Source organism: Pseudomonas sp. K8, from assembly GCF_014889455.1.
In the GTDB taxonomy this organism is placed as follows: Bacteria; Pseudomonadota; Gammaproteobacteria; order Pseudomonadales; family Pseudomonadaceae; genus Aquipseudomonas; species Aquipseudomonas veronii.
Window position 1 is genome coordinate 1 of sequence record NZ_VJWO01000052.1, and the last position, 20,917, is coordinate 20,917.

General features: G+C 58.9%; 20 protein-coding genes and 2 pseudogenes. 13 read left to right on the forward strand and 9 right to left on the reverse strand.

All coding sequences use genetic code 11. From position 1 onward, the window contains the following. Positions 1-16 precede the first annotated feature (16 nt). From INT12_RS25625 to INT12_RS25635, 3 genes are all read right to left on the reverse strand, one after another. Positions 17-304 carry a transposase gene (locus INT12_RS25625; RefSeq protein ID WP_226926308.1) on the reverse strand — a complete coding sequence of 96 codons (288 nt, stop codon included), beginning with the start codon at positions 302-304 and terminating at the stop codon, positions 17-19. Positions 305-341: 37 nt separating this feature from the next. After that, positions 342-869, reverse strand: coding sequence for a hypothetical protein (locus INT12_RS25630; protein WP_193040212.1), 528 nt, complete (start codon positions 867-869; stop codon positions 342-344). Between the two features lie 85 nt (positions 870-954). Beyond that, positions 955-1,506, reverse strand: coding sequence for a hypothetical protein (locus tag INT12_RS25635; protein ID WP_173677844.1), 552 nt, complete (start codon positions 1,504-1,506; stop codon positions 955-957). A 109-nt stretch (positions 1,507-1,615) separates the two neighbouring features. Here INT12_RS25635 and fabI point away from each other — a divergent pair. Next, positions 1,616-2,014 (forward strand): annotated as a pseudogene (fabI, locus tag INT12_RS25640) (enoyl-ACP reductase FabI); the annotation flags it as partial. Between the two features lie 44 nt (positions 2,015-2,058). On the opposite strand, the pseudogene INT12_RS31455 reads toward fabI, so the two are convergent. Next, positions 2,059-2,166: pseudogene (locus tag INT12_RS31455) on the reverse strand (MarR family transcriptional regulator); the annotation flags it as partial. Between the two features lie 586 nt (positions 2,167-2,752). Between INT12_RS31455 and INT12_RS25645 the strand changes: the two are divergent. Next, positions 2,753-2,932: a hypothetical protein gene (locus tag INT12_RS25645; protein WP_046383012.1), complete on the forward strand. Its 180-nt coding sequence runs from the start codon at positions 2,753-2,755 to the stop codon at positions 2,930-2,932. A gap of 159 nt (positions 2,933-3,091) precedes the next feature. On the opposite strand, the gene INT12_RS25650 is transcribed toward INT12_RS25645, so the two are convergent. Both INT12_RS25650 and INT12_RS25655 read right to left on the reverse strand, forming a co-directional pair. Next, positions 3,092-3,232: a hypothetical protein gene (locus tag INT12_RS25650; protein ID WP_162231504.1), complete on the reverse strand. Its 141-nt coding sequence runs from the start codon at positions 3,230-3,232 to the stop codon at positions 3,092-3,094. Between the two features lie 222 nt (positions 3,233-3,454). Beyond that, on the reverse strand, positions 3,455-3,730 hold the full coding sequence (locus INT12_RS25655) for a hypothetical protein (protein WP_169883888.1): 276 nt from the start codon (positions 3,728-3,730) through the stop codon (positions 3,455-3,457). A gap of 592 nt (positions 3,731-4,322) precedes the next feature. Here INT12_RS25655 and INT12_RS25660 point away from each other — a divergent pair. Further along, a complete protein-coding gene (locus INT12_RS25660; protein WP_081610141.1) occupies positions 4,323-4,781 on the forward strand; it encodes an anti-virulence regulator CigR family protein in 459 nt (152 codons plus the stop codon). Between the two features lie 245 nt (positions 4,782-5,026). Further along, positions 5,027-5,308 carry a hypothetical protein gene (locus INT12_RS25665; RefSeq protein WP_193040213.1) on the forward strand — a complete coding sequence of 94 codons (282 nt, stop codon included), beginning with the start codon at positions 5,027-5,029 and terminating at the stop codon, positions 5,306-5,308. Positions 5,309-5,679: 371 nt separating this feature from the next. On the opposite strand, the gene INT12_RS25670 is transcribed toward INT12_RS25665, so the two are convergent. Continuing rightward, a complete protein-coding gene (locus INT12_RS25670; protein WP_319017451.1) occupies positions 5,680-8,283 on the reverse strand; it encodes a cation-translocating P-type ATPase in 2,604 nt (867 codons plus the stop codon). A 684-nt stretch (positions 8,284-8,967) separates the two neighbouring features. Here INT12_RS25670 and INT12_RS25675 point away from each other — a divergent pair. The 4 genes from INT12_RS25675 to INT12_RS25690 all read left to right on the forward strand — a co-directional run bounded on the left by INT12_RS25675 (position 8,968) and on the right by INT12_RS25690 (position 14,068). Beyond that, positions 8,968-10,293, forward strand: a complete 1,326-nt coding sequence (locus tag INT12_RS25675; protein WP_026139991.1) for an OprD family porin — start codon at positions 8,968-8,970, stop codon at positions 10,291-10,293. Positions 10,294-10,701: 408 nt separating this feature from the next. Next, positions 10,702-11,415, forward strand: coding sequence for a hypothetical protein (locus INT12_RS25680; protein WP_102618748.1), 714 nt, complete (start codon positions 10,702-10,704; stop codon positions 11,413-11,415). A 127-nt stretch (positions 11,416-11,542) separates the two neighbouring features. After that, a complete protein-coding gene (locus INT12_RS25685) occupies positions 11,543-11,812 on the forward strand; it encodes a hypothetical protein (protein WP_169883889.1) in 270 nt (89 codons plus the stop codon). 138 nt (positions 11,813-11,950) lie between these two features. Continuing rightward, the gene (locus tag INT12_RS25690) at positions 11,951-14,068 is read left to right on the forward strand and encodes a TonB-dependent receptor family protein (RefSeq protein WP_193040214.1); all 2,118 of its coding nucleotides are present in this window, start codon (positions 11,951-11,953) and stop codon (positions 14,066-14,068) included. On the opposite strand, the gene INT12_RS25695 is transcribed toward INT12_RS25690, so the two are convergent. Together INT12_RS25695 and INT12_RS25700 are read right to left on the reverse strand one after the other, a co-directional pair. Further along, positions 14,038-14,367 carry a hypothetical protein gene (locus tag INT12_RS25695; RefSeq protein WP_046383018.1) on the reverse strand — a complete coding sequence of 110 codons (330 nt, stop codon included), beginning with the start codon at positions 14,365-14,367 and terminating at the stop codon, positions 14,038-14,040. The two genes, INT12_RS25690 and INT12_RS25695, sit on opposite strands and share 31 nt — an antisense overlap. 92 nt (positions 14,368-14,459) lie before the next feature. Further along, positions 14,460-16,277 (reverse strand): sigma-54-dependent Fis family transcriptional regulator, encoded by a 1,818-nt coding sequence (locus INT12_RS25700; RefSeq protein ID WP_193059072.1) that lies wholly within the window; start codon positions 16,275-16,277, stop codon positions 14,460-14,462. A 328-nt stretch (positions 16,278-16,605) separates the two neighbouring features. On the opposite strand from INT12_RS25700, the gene INT12_RS25705 reads away from it, so the two are divergent. The 5 genes from INT12_RS25705 to INT12_RS25725 are packed head-to-tail and all read left to right on the forward strand — an operon-like array spanning position 16,606 to position 20,754. Further along, entirely contained in the window at positions 16,606-17,700 is a 1,095-nt protein-coding gene (locus INT12_RS25705; protein WP_102618745.1) for an ABC transporter ATP-binding protein, read from the forward strand. Next, the gene (locus INT12_RS25710; RefSeq protein ID WP_046487161.1) at positions 17,700-18,797 is read left to right on the forward strand and encodes an ABC transporter ATP-binding protein; all 1,098 of its coding nucleotides are present in this window, start codon (positions 17,700-17,702) and stop codon (positions 18,795-18,797) included. The genes INT12_RS25705 and INT12_RS25710 overlap by 1 nt, the downstream gene beginning before the upstream one ends. Continuing rightward, entirely contained in the window at positions 18,794-19,660 is an 867-nt protein-coding gene (locus tag INT12_RS25715) for a carbohydrate ABC transporter permease (protein WP_193040216.1), read from the forward strand. The genes INT12_RS25710 and INT12_RS25715 overlap by 4 nt, the downstream gene beginning before the upstream one ends. A 10-nt stretch (positions 19,661-19,670) precedes the next feature. After that, on the forward strand, positions 19,671-20,471 hold the full coding sequence (locus INT12_RS25720; protein WP_017846707.1) for a carbohydrate ABC transporter permease: 801 nt from the start codon (positions 19,671-19,673) through the stop codon (positions 20,469-20,471). A 10-nt stretch (positions 20,472-20,481) separates the two neighbouring features. Beyond that, positions 20,482-20,754 carry a DUF2160 domain-containing protein gene (locus INT12_RS25725; protein WP_017846706.1) on the forward strand — a complete coding sequence of 91 codons (273 nt, stop codon included), beginning with the start codon at positions 20,482-20,484 and terminating at the stop codon, positions 20,752-20,754. Positions 20,755-20,917 lie beyond the last annotated feature (163 nt).

Sequence of the window (20,917 nt, forward strand, 5' to 3'; positions counted from 1 at the left end):
GGCATTGACGTCATGCTCACGAGGAATGACACTCCGCCTGTGGCTGGACGACGTGCGGCAGATCGATTGGCGCCTCCATCACCTGGACGGGCAAAAGCGTTGCGCTCTGGCTGACGGCGCCGAATACTCCTTCCTGATATTGATGCCGCCAGCGAAACACCAGGTTGGCATTGACGTCATGCTCACGAGCGATCAACGACACGGAGGCGCCAGGCTGGAGGGTCGCCTCGACGACTTGGCGTTTGAACGCCAGCGAGAAGTTGGGGCGGCGGCCGGTTCGACGGGCTGGGGCAACGGTATCCAAGATAGTGTCCACTAAAAAATGGTGTCCACTATCTTGGCTAATTTGGAGGGCTGTCAGGAGAGGGTGCTGGCCGGACGGTTACGAACAGCGTTTCCGAGCCTTGCTGTTTGATGCTATGCCTATCAAGCATCACCCATTGGTCATCCTCTTTTACGCTGACGACTCTCCAGTCGGGCTGCGGTGTCTCAGAACAGGCGTGAATGAAACTCGGGTTACTGGTGAGCCCTGAATAAAGGGATGACGTCAGGGAGCGTGCGCCCACGTACACCCCGTTTTGCCGATTGATGTAAACCCGCGCAAAGGGAGAATCAATGTAAGCGGCACGCAGTTGTGCCACGCTGCAAGACGCCTCCAATTGCACAACGGTGCGTTCCGGTTTTGCATCTGTTTTCGGAGCGACGAGCTGGAAATTCAATCTGTCTCCGTCACGGAATACCGTATCAGCTACCACAGGTTGACCCAGAAAAACGCCATATGCCTTTACCGCACTTTTGCTCAGCGACACTGGCTGACTAACACACCCCCCGACGGCTGCCATGGAAAGCAGTAACGCAATTCGTTGCACAGGTATTCCTTAGAGAAGTTCTGGAGTAAGCGCCGTTTTTCAAGAGTCATCTCGGTGCGCGCCGTATTTTGCGCGTCGTGACCGGTCATTTCGCTACCGGTAAAACCAACTCCTTCTGCCCTTCCACCGTCACGTCATAAACCTTCTCGCTACACACCGAGAACCCCTGCAAATCAAACTCCACCAGATAGGTCTTGTTCGCTTTCGGCAGAAAGCTGCGCGACAACGGCCCGCACTTTTCCAGGCTGTACGAGGTCCCGCGATCATTGCGCCAGTTCGCAACGCCTTCCACCACCGTCAACTGATTCGCCGGCACCAACGTCTCCCGGAACGGCCGGGCACGATAGAGCCCATGGGCCAGGCCCTTGTATAACCCTCGGACAAACGCCGGCGCCTGTTGCTCCAGGGAATCGTTGTAAACAACCCCCACGCTGCTCAAATTCCCCTCGGGCCCAGCGCTGAAGCTCACCTGCGATTCGGTGCTGAGCATTCTGAAAATAACCTTCGCATGGTGGTCGTCTGCCGTCAGTACGACCGGCTTGGGTTTGGCCGGCGGCAGGCCTTTATGAGAAGAACAACCCGCACCAAAAACAGCCACCAGGCACAACGGAAAGACCCAAGCAAAGGAACGACCCATAGATAAATTCAAACCCTGTTAAATGCCATGATGGTTAAGTGCGAGATAGCTTAATGCCATCACTTGAAAAAGTATCTCCCCAACCGCCCATGGGCCTCGTAATATTCCCGGTCGGGAGCTGATGAAGGGCCGCAATGGCAGCCTGTTGACCCTGTCTTACCTGGGCGCAGAACGCACCATGCCCAACTACAACGTGATGGGCATGGCCAAGGCTTCGCTGGAGGCTGGCGTACGGTATCTGGCCGGCTCGTTGAGCCCCGAAGGCACGCGGGTTAACGCGGTGTCTGCCGGGCCGATTCGCACCCTCGCCGCTTCCGGCATCTAGAATTTCCTCAAGACGCTGGTGGCCAACGAGGCGCAAACGCCGTTGCGCCGTAACGTCACCATTGAAGAGGTCGGCAATGCCGGCGCCTTCCTGTGCTCGGGCCTGGAGTCGGGAATCAGCGGGGAAATCATGTACGTGGACGGCGGCTTTAACACCACAGCCATGGGCAATCTCGACGAGTGATCGTCAGGCCGTAACAGTGCCCCATTTACTGGGGTGCTGTTGCGTCAAACCCCTTGCCGCACAAAACACTGCTCCACCACCGACTTGCCCCACTGCTGCCCTTCCTGCTCCGACTCCAGCACAAAGCCCACGTTTTGATACAGCTTATGGGCGGCGACCACTGGTTCAGATATGACGATAAAGGTACCAGTACTACTCGGTTCGCACATACGGCCCGCGAGGCTCTGCCTTACCTGAGCGGTGAAGCATTGGCCCACTGGGCCAAAGGGCCTCTCCCGGACACCAAAAGCTCGTAAACGCTTCACCGCTACCGTCGACAAGGGCGTCTTGCTCGCGCCATGGCCTAAGATGATTTCGTCAAGATGTGTCTACTGTACGGTTACTTTTAACGCACGGCTTAGCGGTGTTGGTGGATTTTAGTGCTCACCCTCTCCACGGACTTGCTGTAGCGGTCGCCCCGGGCGTCGATGCACATGGCGCTCAGGTAGATCGGCCTGGCCAATTTTCCCCGGCGCGACGCTCTTCAGCGACGTGTAATTGATCATGCCCTGGCGGCCGCTCGGGCCGATGTTTATTCGCGGGCACGGCTGAATCATTGGGCTGATTTGCAGTCAAAAAATTAACCCTCTCAAGCAATTAGGACGTTCAAGATGAAGCGCGCAGCAATAACCCTTTTGGCCATTTCTGGTCTTATTCTGCTTGGTGGTTGCGTGCCTATCTGGGACGACGGAGGACGGTATGGGCATGATCGTTACAGAGGGGATGATCATGGGCGCAGATACGACCAGGGCTACGATGACCAAGGTCGGGGCCGTGGGTATGATCGCCGATACGATGATCGCGGGTATGATCGTTATCACGGTCGAGATCGTGATGATCGGGATGACTGATTCCTTGAGTATCAGTGGCGGCCTATAGCGTTATAGGCCGCGAATTCGTCCGCATCGGATGTCGCTTGAATCCCTTCGAGTGTTGCCCGTCTACGCCGCGACAAAATCCGCTAAGGCCAGGGGCAAGGCAACCACCCTGCTGTCATCACAGAGGGCTGAGCGATATCCGATACACCGCGCTGGTTGATCAGTTTTCCTGGTTCGCCTCGATCATCTTTTCGATGTCGGTGGCGACCGGCTTCCTCCAGTTCTTGATCCGGCCTGGCTTCAGGTCGATGTTCAGGATCAGGTAGTCACCGTAATGCTGGGCGGGGAAGAGGTCCGGCACGTAGCCTTCATCGCACCCACGAACCTCGGCCACCTCGCAATAAGTCGCAGATAGCGAAACGCCCGCTCAGGGGTGGGATACGCATTCAGGTCGGGGAGGGCATCAATCGTCATGCTTGCGGCTCCAGGGGAGAGAGAAGCCAGAAGCGCAGCACAAGCAAGGGCGCGCGATTAGCCTTCGAGTCCCGCAATCCTCGCGTGACCCGAAGGGTGTTAAGCGCGCTTAGATGCGGATGATCTGGGTGATGTGCGGCTTACCTTTGAGGGGTGCGTAGATTTCTACGATTGCTGCCCAGATTGCTGGCGAACCAGGCTGCTGTGCTTTGGCGTGATAGCGATAGTTTGTGCCGGCGACGACCTGGGTTGCAACCGTCTCAGGGGTGTATTGCACCCCCACAAAGCCTTCCAAGGCTTCTTTGAATACAGCATGGTCCTTTGGAGTCAGTTCGTGGTAATCAGTCCATCCGCCAACACCAACGTAATTTTCTTGAGCTGACATACTATAAATCTCCATATTTAAGTTCCTACTCGTTTGGCTTTTCGGAGTTCGCCCCGTCTATTGAATGGTTTCCGGAATCCATTTCCTGAGGGTGCTCCTGGGCAACGACTGTTGGTCGCAAAACAGATTCCTGGGAAGGCACCAATGCTTAACGCTTCGGTCGGGCAGGGTCAGCCATAGACGCGCGTGCATGCCTGAGCATTTGGCTATGGAGGATGGGGTGGCGGTCACCCGCTTCAGATCCTCTTCCCTGATAGAAACAATTCACCAATGAGTGATGATTGCCAGACGTCCACGTCTTGTCCAAGGTGGCTCTGCGCATGAGGCATGCCGCTTGATGGCTTTAAGCTATCAAATACAAGGGGAATGTATGTACGTGTTTGGCAGTGCTGGGTGTAAGGCATCGACGATTGGTGAAATCGAAAGCAGCACCTGATCCCGCAATTTTTTAACCTGGAGGGTGCCTAATCGGCGGTTATTGTTGGGTGCCACGCTCCGTTAACAGATGCAGCGAGTGGGATGGGTATTACGGAACTAAAACCTTCAATACCGTCTACATTTCAGGGAGCATTCCCTTCCGGAGAAGACAGTCATGTTTAGATCACGCACGCTTGTAGCTGCTATCTGCCTTACTTTGGCCGTTGGCTCGGTGGCTGCACTCGCAGACCCTGGCAATGGGAAAGGTCAAGGCAATGGAAAAGGCAACTCACAAGGTGGTCAGGGTCATGGCAACCAGGGTAATAAGGGGAAAGGTCCCAGCGGAGACGATTGGTCTCGCGGACCAAGCATTGACCGAGGCAGCGTATTGGGAGTGCTCGGCGGCTACCGTGACTACTGGAGCCCAGGCCCTTCACTGCCACCCGGAATACAAAAGAACCTCGCCAGAGGGAAGCCTCTTCCTCCAGGCATCGCCAAGAAACTTGATGGTCGATTGCTGGGCAGACTTCCACATTACGACGGCTACGAATGGCAGCAGGCAGGCACGGACTTGATACTGGTCGCAATTGCTTCCGGCATAATCTACGAAGTCCTCAACGGCGCCTTCGATTAAGGCGATAACGCTTCGACGATCTATGCCAAACGCCCGCCGCCACGCGGGCGTTGTTGTATCCGCGCTAAACGCGACCATGAGCAATCGCAAGGTCGGCTGTCTCAGGGGCTGATCGTAGGCTTGCTTCACGGCTACGCCAATGCACAAACACACCAAATCCATGACAGCCAAACAATCCGGCGGGTGCAATCGAACGTGTCTATCGGGAAAGATCAAGGCACATCACAACCATTCCGATTTCGGCCATGTCGGTACTGAAAGGGATTTCGCCCAGCGCCCTGAACAATTTAGGGCCAAAGGAAAAATGCCCAGAAGAGTTGGGTGTCAGCCTGCGCCAAAAAAGCAAAGCCCCGGAGGTTCGCGGCTCCAGGGCTTCTATTTTCGCCTCCATCCCTAAACGGCTGGCGAACGTGGTCGCAGATTATCAGCGGCCCCCGGATGTTTCACTACGACTATTGGCGATAGTGTTCGATCGGCAGCACGCGGGGGAGGGCGGAATGATTTCCGCCACCTTATACGCCCCATGATCGGCGCGGGCTCCAACGCATTCAAAAGTGCCTTGGTGCGGTAATTATTAGAATCTAACGTATTGTTTTAAAAAGTTACTTTGGATTCCTGGAAGCCCGTGAGCGTTACTGGCGATTCCAGGGTTCGAATCCTGACGCACACCTTTTATGAAGGCGTTGACCCGAGTAAGAGGTTCGCCAACGTGACGAGTCCACTCGCCGCGTTACCCGATAATGTTCGAGGGGCGAAGCACCCGATGTTGCGCTGCTGATCCGGTTTGCTTTTCCAAAGCTGGGAGCCAATCTAAGCGATTAGCTGCTGAACAAACCTCGCCTGGGTTGCGACATGTGCAGCCCCTGGCGAACTCGGGGATCAGCACGAAAGGCTTCGCTCAGTCGCTATGCCCGCTCCTCATTCGTATTAGCCATTTCACGACTTCGAACCACATTACGCTCAGCGCGACGATGCCAAATGCGAAAAGTAGCAGTACTGGCGCGGGTGTCACGAATGAGAACAGCTGGGTAACCGGCGGAAAAAACAGCGCTATCGCCAACATGGCCAACGTTGCGAAAGCGATCCAACTGAGCTGGGTGCCAAACGCGCCAGGCCCCACCCAGCGCGTGCGGCCCCATGACTTATTGGTATGGATCAGGGCGAGGTTGGCCAGCGCCAGGACGACGAAGGTCAGTGTTCTCGCAAGCTCATCTTGCTCAGACGCTACCGGCGCAAAGAACCTCATACCCGCATACGTCGCGAGAAGCAGTATCAGTAAGCCAATGCCCTGGCAGATGCCGCGTATCATCACTGCGCTGTCGAACAACTGTTGCTCCTTTCGACGAGGAGGAGCTTTCATCGCATCCGGCTCAAGCGGTTCGGCCTCGAACACGACCGAGCAGGCGGGGTCGATGATCAGTTGCAAGAACAAAATGTGCGCCGGCATCAGCACCATCGGCCAGCCGAAAAGCACTGGAAGCATCGATAGGCCGACGATCGGCACGTGTACGGCCACCACAAACACAATCGCCTTGCGCAAGTTGGCGAAAATGCGGCGGCCATAGCGCACGGCGGTCACCAACGACTCGAAATCATCATTGAGCAAAACCAGTGCGGCCGCCTCGCGTGCGACCTCGGTGCCACGCGCGCCCATCGCAACGCCAATATCGGCTGCCTTCAGCGCAGGCGCGTCGTTGACACCGTCGCCGGTCATGGCGACGACATCACCCTGTGTACGGAACGCGCGTACCAGGCGCAGTTTCTGCTCTGGCTGAACACGGCAGAAGATCTGCGTGGTGATCAGTCGTGCGGCCAGTTCAGAATCGTTCAGCGTGGACAGTTCGGTTCCAGTGATCACCGGCGCATCAGTGCCCAGCCCGGCCTGCCTGGCGACCGACATCGCTGTGGCCGGGTGGTCGCCAGTCATCATCACCACACGGATGCCTGCGGCCCGGCACTCGGCAATAGCCTGCGGCACATCTGGACGAATCGGATCTTCGAGCCCGACCAATCCTAGAAACCTGAAGTCGAAGTCGTGCTGTAAACCGGGCAATACCTCGGCGGCGAAGGTCGCCTGTGCGACGCCGAGAACGCGAAGCCCGTCTGCCGCCATTGCCAGCACCTGAGCCGCAATGCGCGCGCTGCGAACGGGATCCATATGGCACAAATCGACGATTGCCTCGGGCGCTCCCTTTGCGGCAATGAGTCGCTCTCGTTGATTCGGTGATTGCCAGACCCGCGACATTGCCAGCATCTGGGGTGACAAGGGATAGTCGTCGATCAGGGTCCAGTCGGCGTGAAGGTGCTCGGTGAGCGCCAGCAGGCTCTGCCCGGTCTCGCCGATGGCCGACTCCATCGGGTCGAAAGCATGGCGGTGGCTGGCGAGAACCGCGTACTCAAGCACACCATGGAGTGCCTCCTGCAAAGGCATGCCGCCGTCAGTACCGTCCCTGGCGACTTCATACTCAGCCTCCTCGGACCAAAGGCGCCTGACCGTCATTCTGTTAGCCGTCAGCGTACCGGTCTTGTCGACGCATAAGACGGTGGTCGCACCGAGCAATTCGACGGCAGGGATGCTACGCGCTAACACCTTCTCACGGGCGAGTCGCCAGGCGCCGAGGCCTAGAAAGAGCGTCAGTACAACCGGCAACTCCTCCGGTAGGATTGCCATCGCCAGCGTCAGGCCCGCCAGCATCCCATGCAGCCAGTCACCGCGCAGCAGCCCGAAAGCGATAGCGAGCGCCGCCGCCAGCGCCAGGCCTATGACAGCGACCCGCTTGACCACACGACGCGTTTGCTGTTGTGTCGGGGTGGGTTCCACCTCGATGTCTGCCAGTGACTGGCCAATCCGGCCCAGCGCACTGCGCTCGCCTGTGGCGGTGACACGTCCCTGGGCGGTACCGCATGTGACCAATGTGCCTGAAAATGCCTGCGCAAGGGCCGTATTCATTGGCGGCGGCGCTGGATCACCAAGTGTATGAGACTGCGACGCGACCAGCTTGCTGACTGGCATGGATTCTCCGGTCAGCAAGGACTCATCAATTGATAGGTTGGCGCATGTTGTCAGTTGCAGGTCAGCGGGTACGCGATCGCCTTCAGCCAGCATTACAACATCGCCAACGACCAGGTCCCGCGCGGGAACGCTGCACTCCTTACCTTCCCTTAGCACTTTAGCCCTTGGGCTGGAGAGGTCCCGCAACGCATTCAGGGAGCGTTCACTGCGCCGCTGTTGGACAAAGCTGATGCTCATCACGATGAAGACAAAGCCCAGCAACATCAGGGCTTCCTGGACATCGCCCAGCACCATATACAAAGCGCCGCACGCGACCAGCAGGAGAAACATCGGCTCGAAGACCACGTCACACATCAGGCGCAAGGCGCTGCGTCGGCGGGAGGCGGGGAGTTCGTTCGGCCCGTCCTGCGCCAGACGTTGCTGCACCTGCGCCTCGCACAAACCCTCAAGCGGCGTCTGCGAACCTGAATGAGGTAGCTCAGCGTTCACAACGCGGCCGTTATGAGTGGGTGATCGTGATTCAAATCAAGGGGGGGCAATGGGGCAATGTGTGTCATCAGGTTCTGTACCCCCATGGCGCTGCGATACCTGCAGGCTGGCTCTATAGCAATGTGATGTCCTGCCTCGAGGCTTGTAGTCATATCGACCTCGAGGCATGCGTCTAAGACCATCATGTAATCCGTCCTACAGGTACGCTAGCACAACGTTGCTTTAAATATTGCGGCATTCGCCGCTCTCGATAAGGGAGCCCCAAGAACGCCTGAATCAGTTTGGCCCTTTGCGGATATCCAGGCTCAGAGCGTGCCGTTTTCATCGTGCAGTTGGGACTTTAGATGTATGCGAAACATCGATGTCCAGCTCATTTCACGCGTCCGGCTGTCTTGTATAAACCTGAATTGTTACAGAAATGGAAAATTACTTTCACGGGAAACGAGGTCATTCCATCGGCGGGAAAGTGTTATAAGTTTTTCACCTTAGGCTCTGCCCTGTACTAAAAATAAACCGTTATAAAACGGTACCTTGCGCTGCGCAGTCAATGCGTTGCGACTTAGAAACCTTCTCATCTGCCATCGACTTATGACTCTTCGCTTTTGACCGCCTGACTTCAGGGGAGACCCTGCTGACTGTGCGTTGAGAGACGAGGCAGCTCTATTAAAAACAGGGGAACAAACAATGTCTTTTAAGTGGAATTTGGTGGCGCTGACGGTCTCGCTGGGTGCTAGTCAACTAGCGTCAGCCGCGGGTGTGGAGGACCAGGCGACTGCCAAGGGGTTTGTTGAAGGCAGTAGTTTGAACCTGCTGCTTCGTAACTTTTATTTTGATCGTGACGGTAAGAATTCGGCGGGTGATAAACAGGACTGGTTGCAGGTGATACAAGGCAACTTCTCCTCCGGCTTCACCCAAGGCACCATCGGTTTTGGTGTAGATGCTTACGGATACTGGGGCGTGAAGCTGGACGGTGGCAAAGGCAATGCAGGCTCTGGCAACTTGCCGGTCGACAGCAACGGCCGACCGGAGAATGACTTCAGCAGTGCAGGCGCGTCGATCAAGGCACGGTTCTCCAAGACTGAACTGCATTATGGCAACTTGCAGCCCAACAACCCGGTCCTGGCCACGGCGGGTACTCGCGCCACGCCCCAAACAGCGACTGGCTTCAACCTGTTGAGCAGCGAAATTGAAGGGTTGAACTTCGACGCCGGGCACTTCACCAGCAGTAACGGTCCGACCACGACCAACAATAGCCACGAATTGTATGCCGGTTATGCCAACATACCGGCCAAGAGCATTGACTACCTCGGTGGCAAGTACACGCTGACCGATAACTTGTCCATGAGCGTGTTTGCCTCGGACCTCAAGGACGTCTGGCATCAATACTACGGTAATGCCAACTACACGATTCCGTTCACTGCCGATCAATCATTGAACCTGGACTTCAACATCTACCGCACCACCGATTCCGGCCAGTCCAAAGCCGGTTCCATCAACAACACCACTTGGTCGTTGGCAGCGGCGTACTCTTTCCTGAGTGCTCATACCGTCACACTGGCGTTCCAGAAAGTTCACGGCGACACGCCGTTCGACTATGTGGCCGTGGGTAATAACAAGTCGGGTGATCTGGCCGACTCCATCTTCCTGGCCAACTCGGTTCAATATTCTGACTTTAACGGCCCAGGCGAAAAGTCCTGGCAGGCCCGTTACGACTTGAACATGGCGACTTATGGCGTGCCAGGGCTGAGTTTTATGACGCGCTACCTCAACGGTGACAATATCGACGGCACGCACATGCCGGTCGGCAGCGCCTACCGCGCCTATGGTTATGGTGCTGACGGCAAGCACCATGAAACCAACTTTGAAGCCAAATACGTGGTGCAGAGCGGCCCGGTCAAAGACTTGTCGATGCGCGTGCGTCAAGCCTGGCACCGCGGTAACGCTGATCAGGCGGAAGGGGATTACAACGAAACCCGTCTGATCGTGGATTACCCAATCTCGATTTTCTAAGCGGACGATCGCCGGTCAAGCCCGGAAGACGCAACGCATTGACGGCCAGTTTCAGCTCTGCTGAAGCTGGCGTTTTTGTTTGTATAACGCGTTCTTTGTCGGCGGGAGGCTATGTCCGACGCTTGCCCTACAAAGTTGAGGTTCCCGTTTTGGCAGCCTGAACCTGCGGATCGTTACGCGTTTGTGCTGATTCGGGTGCCGACCGGCCCTGAGGTCGCTTTGTTGCGAAACCCACTGACATGCACTGGGCATTTCTCATGACCTTCCGGATGTTCTGTTGCCCAATCCTGCACTTTTTCGGATTTTTCGGATCTATCTCTATCCCAGCCATACTCATACTGCGTGTGGACATAAGAACTAGACCTGGTGCCGATGGATCATACGTTCCCGCCTCTTACCTGCCGATGGATGAACCGCCCGCGCTGGCTCGTCCTCGTGTTTCTGCTCTGCACCACCGCCTGCAGCCAGCAACAGGGGCGCGATATCGCCAGGCAATTCAGCAATGGCAAGCCTGATGAGTTTCTCCAGACCAGCGTCGACCGCATGGCCACCCTCAGCATGCGCGATAACCTGCAAAGCCTGTATCTGCTGATGAACAAGCTGTACCTGCGCAACCCCAACCAGTGGCGGCAGTCGGGTTACCTGGACGCGGTGAGCGCGGCGCGGGAAATCCGTTCGGCCATCGAAAACCGTCAACCGCTGCCCGCCCTGGGGGATCGTCGCGATCTGGCAGCCCTGAGTTACTCCTTGAGCCCCGAGTTTCGCGGCGATCGGGTCGGGGCGTTTATCTATGCGATTGGCAGCATGCTGGTGACTGCACATGGCGGGCGCACCCGGTTCTATATCTCTGACACGATCAACCCGCAATTCGTCAGCAACGCGGCGCGCAATATCGAAAAGGCCACCTGGCTGCTCAGCCAGCGTCAGGATGCCAATGGCGTGCTGCTGCTGTTTTCCAACGAGATCTCGGAGGAGGGCAGTAACCTCAGTTTCGCCGTTGAGTTCGGCAAGATCGTCGCGCGACTCGACCTGCTGACCCAGATGCTCGATGAGCGCTACCGACGCATTGGCGTCAATTACGCGCAAAGCCTGTTGCTGATGAATTTTCTGCCGGTGCAGTGAGCGTTAGGGCCGTTGAGTGCGGTGTTTCCGTTTCCTCTGTAGGAAGTGCCCTATCTTGCACTGCACTGCTTGAAACGCCCATCTGTCGGCAATAGCCTCGGACTTTTCTTAAATATGAGGCCCTACCTTGGGTAAGCGAAAAACGGTTTGGCCCACGGATCGCGAAATCCGCCTGCGATTTATCCTGTTTGCGGTGATTGACGCCGCGAGTGCGCAAGGCGTTTCTGCCGAGCTGTTGTTACCGGCACACAAACTGCTGCAGGAGTCGCCGACTGAGGCGCAATTTCGCGACGCCCTCAACAGCATTCTGACGACCGACGAAATGTACGGGTTCCGCTTTCCGGCGGGGTCGGAGGCGGATGACTTCATGTGCGCGCTGGCGTCCGCCGCGGGCTAGGAGACAGGTGGTTTTTTCAGGGGCCGGGAAGGCTCTGCGCCTTGAATAAGGCGTGACCTGGCGAGCGTCCCGGTCTTCCCATCACAGTTCGCGTGCGAGGCCTGGCCTTCACGCCCCCGCATTCCAAGGACCCGCCCCATGTTGCTGCGCCAACCCCCGCTGCTTTTTGCTGCCCTGACCCTCAGTTCCCTTGTGCAGGCCGAAGACCTGCAACTGGCGCCGGTCGAAGTCACCACCAGCGAAGCCAGCGCGGCTGAAGTGGCGCAGGCGCAGCTCAAGCGCGTGCCCGGCGGCACCAATTACATCGACATGAGCAGCGTGCAACAGGGGCGGGTGAGCACCAACGAGGACGTGTTCAAGTATCAGGCCGGGGTGTACGCCAAGGCGGCGAATAATGAAGGCGTCAAACTCTCGATCCGTGGCTCGGGCCTCAACCGCAGCCCCGGCGCCCATGCTTCCGGGTTGTACGAGACGCTCGACGGCTTGCCGCTGACAGGCCCCGGCGGTACGCCCTATGAACTCAAGGACCCCTTGTGGCAAAGCCGCGTCGAGGTGCTGCGCGGTGCCAACGGTTTTGATCAGGGCGCGCAGGCCCTGGGTGGGGCGGTCAATTACGTGACCCACACCGGCTACGACGCGCCCAAGCTGCAAGTGCGCTACGAAGCGGGCAGCCGTGGCTACGCCCAGCGCGAGATCAGTTCGGGCCAGGTGCTGGGGGATGCCGACTATTACATCAGCCTCACCGATTCCGAATCCGACGGCTATCAGCAGCAGAGCGCCGGCACGGGCAAGGGCGTCGCGGCCAACTTCGGCTACCGTTTCAACCCGAACCTGGAGACGCGCTTTTACTTGCGCTACCGCGAAACCACCAACGACACGCCAGGCAAGCTCACGCGCTACCAGATCAGCCATGATCCGCGTGCCGCCAACAGCCTCAACGCCGCCCGCGATTCAAAACGCCTGCAACCGGGCTCCACCTGGATCGCCAACAAGACCACGTTGCAGCTCGACGACAACGCACGGCTGGAAGTCGGCCTGGCCTATCACGACTACCCGATGGACCTGCGCGAGGGCACCAATCGCCTGAAAGTCGCCTATACCGATATCAGCGGCACGCTGAACTACATTCGCCAGGACACTCTGTTCGGTCACGACAGTAAAACCACGATCGGCCTGCGCACCACCCAGGCGATGCCCAACAATGGCGCGTCGGAATACGTGCGAATTCCTGTCGGTAATACCGCAGGCTATGCCCCCGGCACCAAGACCCGCGACTACAGCTACCTGGGTTCCGACACCGTGCTGCATATCGGCAACGACCTGGAACTGGTCCCGGACCTGTGGCTGACCACCGGCCTGGCCGCGATCTACACCCGCCGCGAAACCCAGGTGACCTATCCCGACGGCCAGGCGCCGCTCAGTCAACATGACTGGGACTATGCGCCGCGCATCGGCCTGCGCTATGACTTCACCCCGCAATTGCAGGTGTACGGCAACCTGAGCCGCTCGGTCGAGCCGCCGCATGCCTGGTCGATGATCTGGGGTTCCAACAAATACTTCGGGCCGGGCAGCGGCCCGGCCACCGGCCTGCAACGCGAAGGCGTGAGTTTGAAAAACCAGACCGCCACCACCCTGGAAGTCGGCGGCCGTGGTGACGCGTGGTTCGGCCAATGGGACCTGGCACTGTACCGCTCGGAAGTGCGCCACGAGTTGCTCACCGTTGAAACCCAGGCCCAGACCCCCACCACCAACGCGATCCTCGCCGAGGCCAACGCCAGCCCCACGGTTCACCAAGGTGTTGAACTGAGCCTGCTCAGCCCGCTGTGGGACGGTGGCGGCAGCGGTAAGCTCGCCCTGCGCCAGGCTTACACCTTCAGCGACTTCCACTACCGCAACGACGACCGCTTCGGCGACAACACCTTGCCGGGCATTCCCAAGCACTACTACCAGGCACAGTTGCGCTACAGCCATCCGAGCGGTTTCTACACCAGCCTCAACACCGAGCATTCCTCGCGGGTGGCGGTGGATTACGCCAATTCCTACTACGCGGCGGCCTATACCTTACTCGGCGCCACGTTCGGCTACGACGCCCCGCAGCAGGACTGGCAAGCCTGGGTTGACCTGCGCAACCTGACCAACCGCCGCTACGCCAACACCGTCACCCCGGGTTATGACGACAAGGGCCTGGACGCCGCCCGCTCCACGCCCGGGGATGGTCGGGGCATCTACACCGGCGTGTCGTGGAGCTGGCGTTGAGACACCGACAACAGACGCTCGACTTGCGCGTGCTCCCACGTACTCATCAATGCCACTGGGTTGGTGCCATAGCGTTGCCAACTGTCCAATGAGCCATGCCGCCCGTCGGGTGAGCGGCAGTGCTGGCACCCCACCAGCACCGCACCTTGGGTCAGCAGCACCATCCGCCAGCCGTCGGTTTCCACGCTCACCGTGTCATCCGCTGCCGCGCAGGCGCTGATGACCCGCGTTTCCAGGGCCATATCCTTGAGCACTTGATAAGCCTCCCGTGCAGAAACGGTGGCGGCGGTTGCGGTCATCGGCGGTGTCCTCGTGATGGAGCGGCGCAGTGTCGCGTGCGGGCAGGGCGGTTTCAAGCCCGAGAGGGCAGCGGTCGATTGCTGCCCGGGTTTCAGTCATTGCCTTGGCGCAGGCGCTTGTACAGGGTGTTGCGGCTCACGCCGAGTTCCCGCGCCAGGTGGGAAATATTCCCGCCTGCCGCTTTCAAGCGCCGCGTCAGGTCAATGCTGTCCTCCAGAGGCGCGCTGGTGGGCAGCGGCGCCGTCACGTTCAGATCGACGAAGAAGTCGTCCGGCAGATGCTCCGGGCGGATCGGCTGCTCCTCGGCCATGGCCAACGCCACCTGCAACACACTGCTGACCTGGCGCAAATTGCCCGGCCACGGGTGCTGCTCGAACAACGCCAGCACCTCGGCGCTCAGCCCGGCCCACTGCTTCGGTTCGCGGTGTTGCTGCCACAGTTGTTGGAACAACGCCCGCTTGTCAGTGCGCTCGCGCAGTGGCGGCAACTCCAGGGTCAGCCCGCCAATGCGGTAGTACAAATCCTCACGGAAGCGCCCGGCCTGCACCTGCTCGCGTAGCACATGGTTGGTGGCGGAGATGATGCGCAAATCCACCGGGAACAACTCGCTGCTGCCCACCGGTTGCACGCAGCGTTCCTGTAAGACCCGCAGCAAGCGGGCCTGGGTCGGCAGTGGCATATCACCGATCTCGTCGAGAAACAGCGTGCCCTTGTCGGCCTTGCGGATCAGGCCGACGCTGCCTTTTTGATTGGCGCCGGTGAAGGCGCCTTTTTCGTAGCCGAACAGTTCCGATTCCACCAGCTCAGCGGGAATCGCCGCACAGTTCACCGCGATAAATGCCTGTTGGCTGCGCGAACTGGCCTGGTGCAGGGCTTTGCCGAACACCTCTTTGCCCACGCCGGTTTCACCGTGGATCAGCAGCGGAATGTCCTTTTCCAGCAGGCGCTCGGCCTGGCGCACGGCTTTTTCCACGCGCACATCGCCGAAATGCAGGGTCTTGAGGCTGATCGGTGTGGCTTGCGGCGGCGCCGGTTCGCTGAAAACCCGCGCGTGTACCGGCATCTGCTTGGGCCGCTTCAATAAACACTGGAAACGATTGCGGCCGGCCGCCTGCAAGGAGAACGGCAAACCCTCCGGCTGATTCAGTAACTCCAGCATCGACACCTTGAACAAGCGGTCGATCATCACCCGCGACAGGCTGATGCCCAGCAGGTTGTCGGCGCGGCGGTTGGCCGATAACACCTGGCCGCTTTCATCAAAGATCAGCAGGCCCGCCCATTGGCTGTCGAGGTTGTTCAGCCCGGTGTTGAAGGTCAGCTGGAAATGCTCGCCGCGAAACAGGTTGAGGATCAGCCGGTTTTCCACGGTCTGGCTCATCATCTTGACCATGCCCAGGGTGTGAGAGGGCGGCAGGTAGCTGTCGCTGGACACGTCCAGCACCGCGATGATTTCGCGCTGGGCGTCGAAGATCGGCGCCGCCGAACCGGTCATGAAGCGGTTGGCCTTGAGGAAGTGTTCATCGTGTTCGATATGCACCGCCTGGGCACAGGCCAGCGCGGTGCCGATGGCATTGGTGCCGCTGGAACGCTCCATCCAGCTGGCGCCGGGGCTGAAACCACGGGCCAACTTGGGGTCGATAAAGCGCTGGGTGCCCCACGACGTCAAAACCTGGCCCTGGTTGTCGGCCAGCATGATCAGGCAGTTGGAGTTGCTCAGGATGTTCTCGTAGTAAGGCAACACTTCCTGGTGGGTGGTCTGCACCAGGGAATGCTGGCTCTCCAGCAATTGGCTGATGCCCTCGGCGGGCAGTTGGTCAAAGCTGGGTGGGCTCTGGTGGTCCAGGCCGAATGCGCGGCAGCGGCGCCAGGACTCCTGGATGAGGGTGTCGTGAGTCAGCGGTTCGGTCATGGAGACCTTCTTTTTATTGTTTTTGGGTCTTGCACAATCTAACGGATGTCACCCGGTCAATGTGGGAGGGGGCAAGTCGAATCGTCGCACCGCCCCTCCCACATGTGTTCTGCGTTGTTCAGTCAATCGGGTTCAAACAGTGTTGTTCAAAACTGTTCATTGTCAACCCGCTGAGTGTTCAGTTGTTCAGTCCGAATTGTTCATTTTTGTTCGCTCCCGAACCTCGCTTTCAGGGCATTTCCTTGTGGATCAAGCACCTGCTGCGGTTGGCACGAAACTCGCTGTGACCACTGGCCAGATTCATTCCAATAATAAAAAAGGGCGTGTCATGTCATTGACCCTGGAACATGTCTCCCGCGTCATCGAAGGCCAGACCTGGATCGACGACGCCAACCTGCGTTTCGAGGCCGGCTCCTTCAATGTGCTGCTCGGTCGCACCCTGTCCGGCAAGACCAGCCTGATGCGCCTGATGGCCGGCCTGGACAAGCCCGACAGCGGTCGCATCCTGATGAACGGCGTGGATGTCACCGCTAAACCGGTGCGCCTGCGCAACGTGTCGATGGTGTATCAACAGTTCATCAACTACCCGACCATGACCGTGTTCGAGAACATCGCCTCGCCGTTGCGCCAGGCCGGTGTGTCCAACGAGCTGATCCAGAGCAAGGTGCTGGAAACCGCGAAGATGCTGCGCATCGAGAAGTTCCTCAAGCGCCACCCGCTGGAGCTGTCCGGCGGCCAGCAGCAACGCACGGCGATGGCCCGCGCGTTGGTGAAGGATGCCGAACTGATCCTGTTCGATGAGCCGTTGGTGAACCTGGACTACAAACTGCGCGAAGAGCTGCGTCAGGAAATGCGCGAGCTGTTCAAGGCCCGCCACACCATTGCGATTTACGCCACCACCGAGCCCAACGAAGCGCTGGCACTCGGCGGCACCACCACCATCCTCCACGAAGGCCGGGTGATCCAGAGCGGCAAGGCGGCCGAGGTCTATCACCAGCCGCAGACCGTATTGGCCGCCGAGTTGTTTTCCGAACCGCCGATCAACCTGATGCCGGGCAGCATCAGCGGCAATGAAGTGAGCTTCGCCAATTTCGTACACTTCCCACTCAATGTTGACCTGCGTCCCATCGGCGAGGGCGAGTTCCGCTTTGGCGTGCGCCCCAGCCATATCAGTCTGGTGCCCAGCAACGACGACGACCTCGAACTGGCGGTGACCGTGGAAGTCGCCGAGATCAGCGGCTCGGAAACCTTCCTGCATGTGCGCAGCGAGCATTTCCTGCTGGTGCTGCACTTGCCGGGGGTGCATGAGTACGACGTCGACGCGCCGATCCGTGTGTATATCCCCACCCATAAACTGTTTGTGTTCGATGGCCAGGGCCGCTTGGTCCAGGCCCCCGGACGCCGTGTCGCGAGGGTTGCCTGATGGCCGAGATCCATTTGCAGAACCTGGCGCACAGCTACAGCCCTACGCCGACAGGTCCCGAGGACTATGCCATTCGGGAAATGAACCACGTATGGGAGCAGGGCGGCGCCTACGCCTTACTCGGGCCTTCGGGCTGCGGCAAATCAACCCTGCTCAATATCATCTCCGGCCTGCTCAGCCCGTCCGAAGGGCAAGTGCTGTTCGACCATAAAGTGGTCAACGAGCTGACCCCGGAAAAACGCAACATCGCCCAGGTGTTCCAGTTCCCGGTGGTGTACGACACCATGACGGTATTCGACAACCTGGCTTTCCCGTTGCGTAACCAGGGCATGGCCGAGGCGAAAATTCACAGCAAGGTGCAGGAAATTGCCGAAGTCCTCGACCTGCAAAGCCTGCTGAGCAAAAAGGCACGCAACCTCACTGCCGACGAAAAACAGAAAGTCTCCATGGGCCGGGGCCTGGTGCGTGACGACGTCTCGGCGATCCTGTTCGATGAACCGCTGACGGTGATCGACCCGCACCTCAAATGGAAACTGCGGCGCAAGCTCAAGCAGATCCACGAGCAGTTCAATATCACCATGGTCTACGTGACCCACGACCAGCTGGAAGCCTCGACCTTCGCCGACAAGATCGCGGTGATGTACGGCGGGCAAATCGTGCAATTCGGCACGCCGCGGGAGTTGTTCGAGCGGCCGAGCCATACGTTTGTCGGCTATTTCATCGGCAGCCCTGGGATGAATCTGATCGAAGTGCAGGCTGAGGCCGGCGGAGTGCGCTTTGCCGACACCCATCTGCGGTTGTCCGAGGCCGTGCAGCAACGCCTCGCCGACACGCCCTACACGACCTTGCAGGTGGGCATCCGCCCGGAATTCATTCATGTGTGGGATGAGCATAACCCCGACGCGCTGCAAGCCGACGTCACCCATATTGAAGACCTCGGCACCTACAAGATCCTGACCCTGAGCCTGGACGGCGCCACCCTGAAAGTGCGCCTGGCCGAAGACAAACCGGTGCCCGAAGGCACCGCCTCTATCAGCTTCCCCGCGCAGTGGCTGATGCTCTACGCCGACGATTACCTGCTGGAGGTGCGGCCATGAACAAGGTGCAGAACAACAAGGCCTGGTGGTTGGTGTTGCCGGTGTTCCTGCTGGTGGCATTCAGTGCGGTGATCCCGATGATGACGGTGGTCAACTACTCGGTGCAGGACATTTTTGACCAGTCCAGCCGCTATTTCGTTGGCACCGACTGGTACAAGCAGGTGCTGCTCGACCCGCGTCTGCACGACTCGCTGCTGCGCCAGTTCATCTACTCGGAGTGCGTGCTGCTGATCGAAATCCCGCTGGGCATCGCCATCGCCCTGACCATGCCGACCAAGGGCCGCTGGTCATCGCTGGTGCTGATCATCCTCGCCATTCCGTTGCTGATTCCGTGGAACGTGGTGGGCACCATCTGGCAGATTTTCGGTCGCGCCGATATCGGCCTGCTCGGTTCTACCCTCAATGCGATGGGCATCAGCTACAACTATGCGGCCAACACCATGGACGCCTGGGTCACGGTGCTGGTGATGGATGTCTGGCACTGGACCTCCCTGGTGGCGCTGCTGTGCTACTCGGGGCTGCGCGCTATTCCAGATGTGTACTACCAGGCGGCGCGTATCGATCGGGCGTCGGCCTGGGCGGTTTTCCGACATATCCAGTTGCCGAAGATGAAAAGTGTGCTGCTGATCGCGGTGATGCTGCGCTTCATGGACAGTTTCATGATCTACACCGAGCCCTTCGTACTGACCGGTGGCGGGCCGGGCAACGCCACCACGTTCCTCAGCCAGACGCTGACCCAGATGGCTGTCGGCCAATTCGACCTAGGCCCGGCCGCGGCGTTTTCCCTGGTGTACTTCCTGATCATCCTGTTGGTGTCCTGGCTGTTCTACACCGCCATGACCCATTCCGACGCCAACCGCTGAGGCCACCAACATGAGCAAGCGCAAAGTCATACCGCTGCTGATCTACATCCTGTTCCTGCTGGTGCCGATCTACTGGCTGCTGAACATGTCCTTCAAAAGCAATACCGAAATCCTCGGCGGGCTGACGCTGTTTCCGCAGGATTTCACCCTGGCCAACTACAAGGTGATCTTCACTGACCCAAGTTGGTACACCGGCTATCTCAACTCGCTGTACTACGTGAGCCTGAACACGCTGATCTCCTTGAGCGTAGCGCTGCCGGCGGCGTATGCGTTCTCGCGCTATCGCTTCCTGGGCGACAAGCACCTGTTTTTCTGGCTGCTGACCAACCGCATGGCGCCGCCGGCGGTGTTTCTGTTGCCGTTTTTCCAGCTGTATTCGTCCATCGGCCTGTTCGACACGCATATCGCGGTGGCCCTGGCGCACTGCCTGTTCAACGTGCCATTGGCGGTGTGGATTCTTGAAGGCTTCATGTCGGGAGTGCCCAAGGAAATCGACGAAACCGCCTACATCGACGGCTACTCCTTCCCCAAGTTCTTTGTGAAGATTTTTATCCCATTGATTGGCTCCGGCATCGGCGTAACGGCGTTTTTCTGCTTCATGTTTTCCTGGGTCGAACTGCTGCTGGCGCGCACCCTGACTTCGGTCAATGCCAAGCCCATCGCGGCGGTGATGACCCGCACCGTCTCGGCGTCGGGGATCGACTGGGGCGTGCTGGCGGCGGCGGGGGTGTTGACCATCCTGCCCGGCATGCTGGTGATCTGGTTTGTACGCAACCACGTGGCCAAGGGCTTTGCCCTGGGCCGGGTCTGAGGAGTCGATGATGGAATGGATGGCCTGGACCACCCCCACCGCGCTGTTCTTTGGCGGTATCGCCCTGATTCTGGCGGGCATGACCACTTGGGAACTGCGCGCGCCGAGTATCCCTCGGCGCGGGTTTCTGCCGATCAGCACCACCCGTGGTGATCGTTTGTTTATCGGTCTTCTCGGTAGCGCTTACCTGCACCTGCTGGTGATCGGCGCAACCGACTGGAGCATCTGGGTGGCGTCCGCGCTCTCCCTTGTATGGCTGTTGTGTGTGATGCGTTGGGGCTAGTGCGGATGCCTCTATTCTCTGTAGGAGCGAGCGTGCTCGCGAAATTCGTCAACGATAACGCGGCGTTTCTGGGCGTGCGCGGTGTCTGGGCGTTTTTCGCGAGCAAGCTCGCTCCAACAAGGGGTGTGTGGCGTTTGTAGTCCCTTTTGAAATCAACCAGGAG

Bases quoted from the DNA above. Each gene is read 5' to 3' on its own strand.
- INT12_RS25715 (WP_193040216.1), top strand. From the start codon at position 18,794: ATGAACAAGGTGCAGAACAACAAGGCCTGGTGGTTGGTGTTGCCGGTG.
- INT12_RS25720 (WP_017846707.1), top strand. From the start codon at position 19,671: ATGAGCAAGCGCAAAGTCATACCGCTGCTGATCTACATCCTGTTCCTG.
- INT12_RS25690 (WP_193040214.1), top strand. From the start codon at position 11,951: ATGTTGCTGCGCCAACCCCCGCTGCTTTTTGCTGCCCTGACCCTCAGT.
- INT12_RS25695 (WP_046383018.1), bottom strand. From the start codon at position 14,367: ATGACCGCAACCGCCGCCACCGTTTCTGCACGGGAGGCTTATCAAGTG.
- INT12_RS25710 (WP_046487161.1), top strand. From the start codon at position 17,700: ATGGCCGAGATCCATTTGCAGAACCTGGCGCACAGCTACAGCCCTACG.
- INT12_RS25680 (WP_102618748.1), top strand. From the start codon at position 10,702: ATGAACCGCCCGCGCTGGCTCGTCCTCGTGTTTCTGCTCTGCACCACC.
- INT12_RS25660 (WP_081610141.1), top strand. From the start codon at position 4,323: ATGTTTAGATCACGCACGCTTGTAGCTGCTATCTGCCTTACTTTGGCC.
- INT12_RS25725 (WP_017846706.1), top strand. From the start codon at position 20,482: ATGGAATGGATGGCCTGGACCACCCCCACCGCGCTGTTCTTTGGCGGT.
- INT12_RS25675 (WP_026139991.1), top strand. From the start codon at position 8,968: ATGTCTTTTAAGTGGAATTTGGTGGCGCTGACGGTCTCGCTGGGTGCT.
- INT12_RS25705 (WP_102618745.1), top strand. From the start codon at position 16,606: ATGTCATTGACCCTGGAACATGTCTCCCGCGTCATCGAAGGCCAGACC.
- INT12_RS25645 (WP_046383012.1), top strand. From the start codon at position 2,753: ATGGGCATGATCGTTACAGAGGGGATGATCATGGGCGCAGATACGACC.
- INT12_RS25665 (WP_193040213.1), top strand. From the start codon at position 5,027: ATGTCGGTACTGAAAGGGATTTCGCCCAGCGCCCTGAACAATTTAGGG.
- INT12_RS25700 (WP_193059072.1), bottom strand. From the start codon at position 16,277: ATGACCGAACCGCTGACTCACGACACCCTCATCCAGGAGTCCTGGCGC.
- INT12_RS25635 (WP_173677844.1), bottom strand. From the start codon at position 1,506: ATGGGTCGTTCCTTTGCTTGGGTCTTTCCGTTGTGCCTGGTGGCTGTT.
- INT12_RS25655 (WP_169883888.1), bottom strand. From the start codon at position 3,730: ATGTCAGCTCAAGAAAATTACGTTGGTGTTGGCGGATGGACTGATTAC.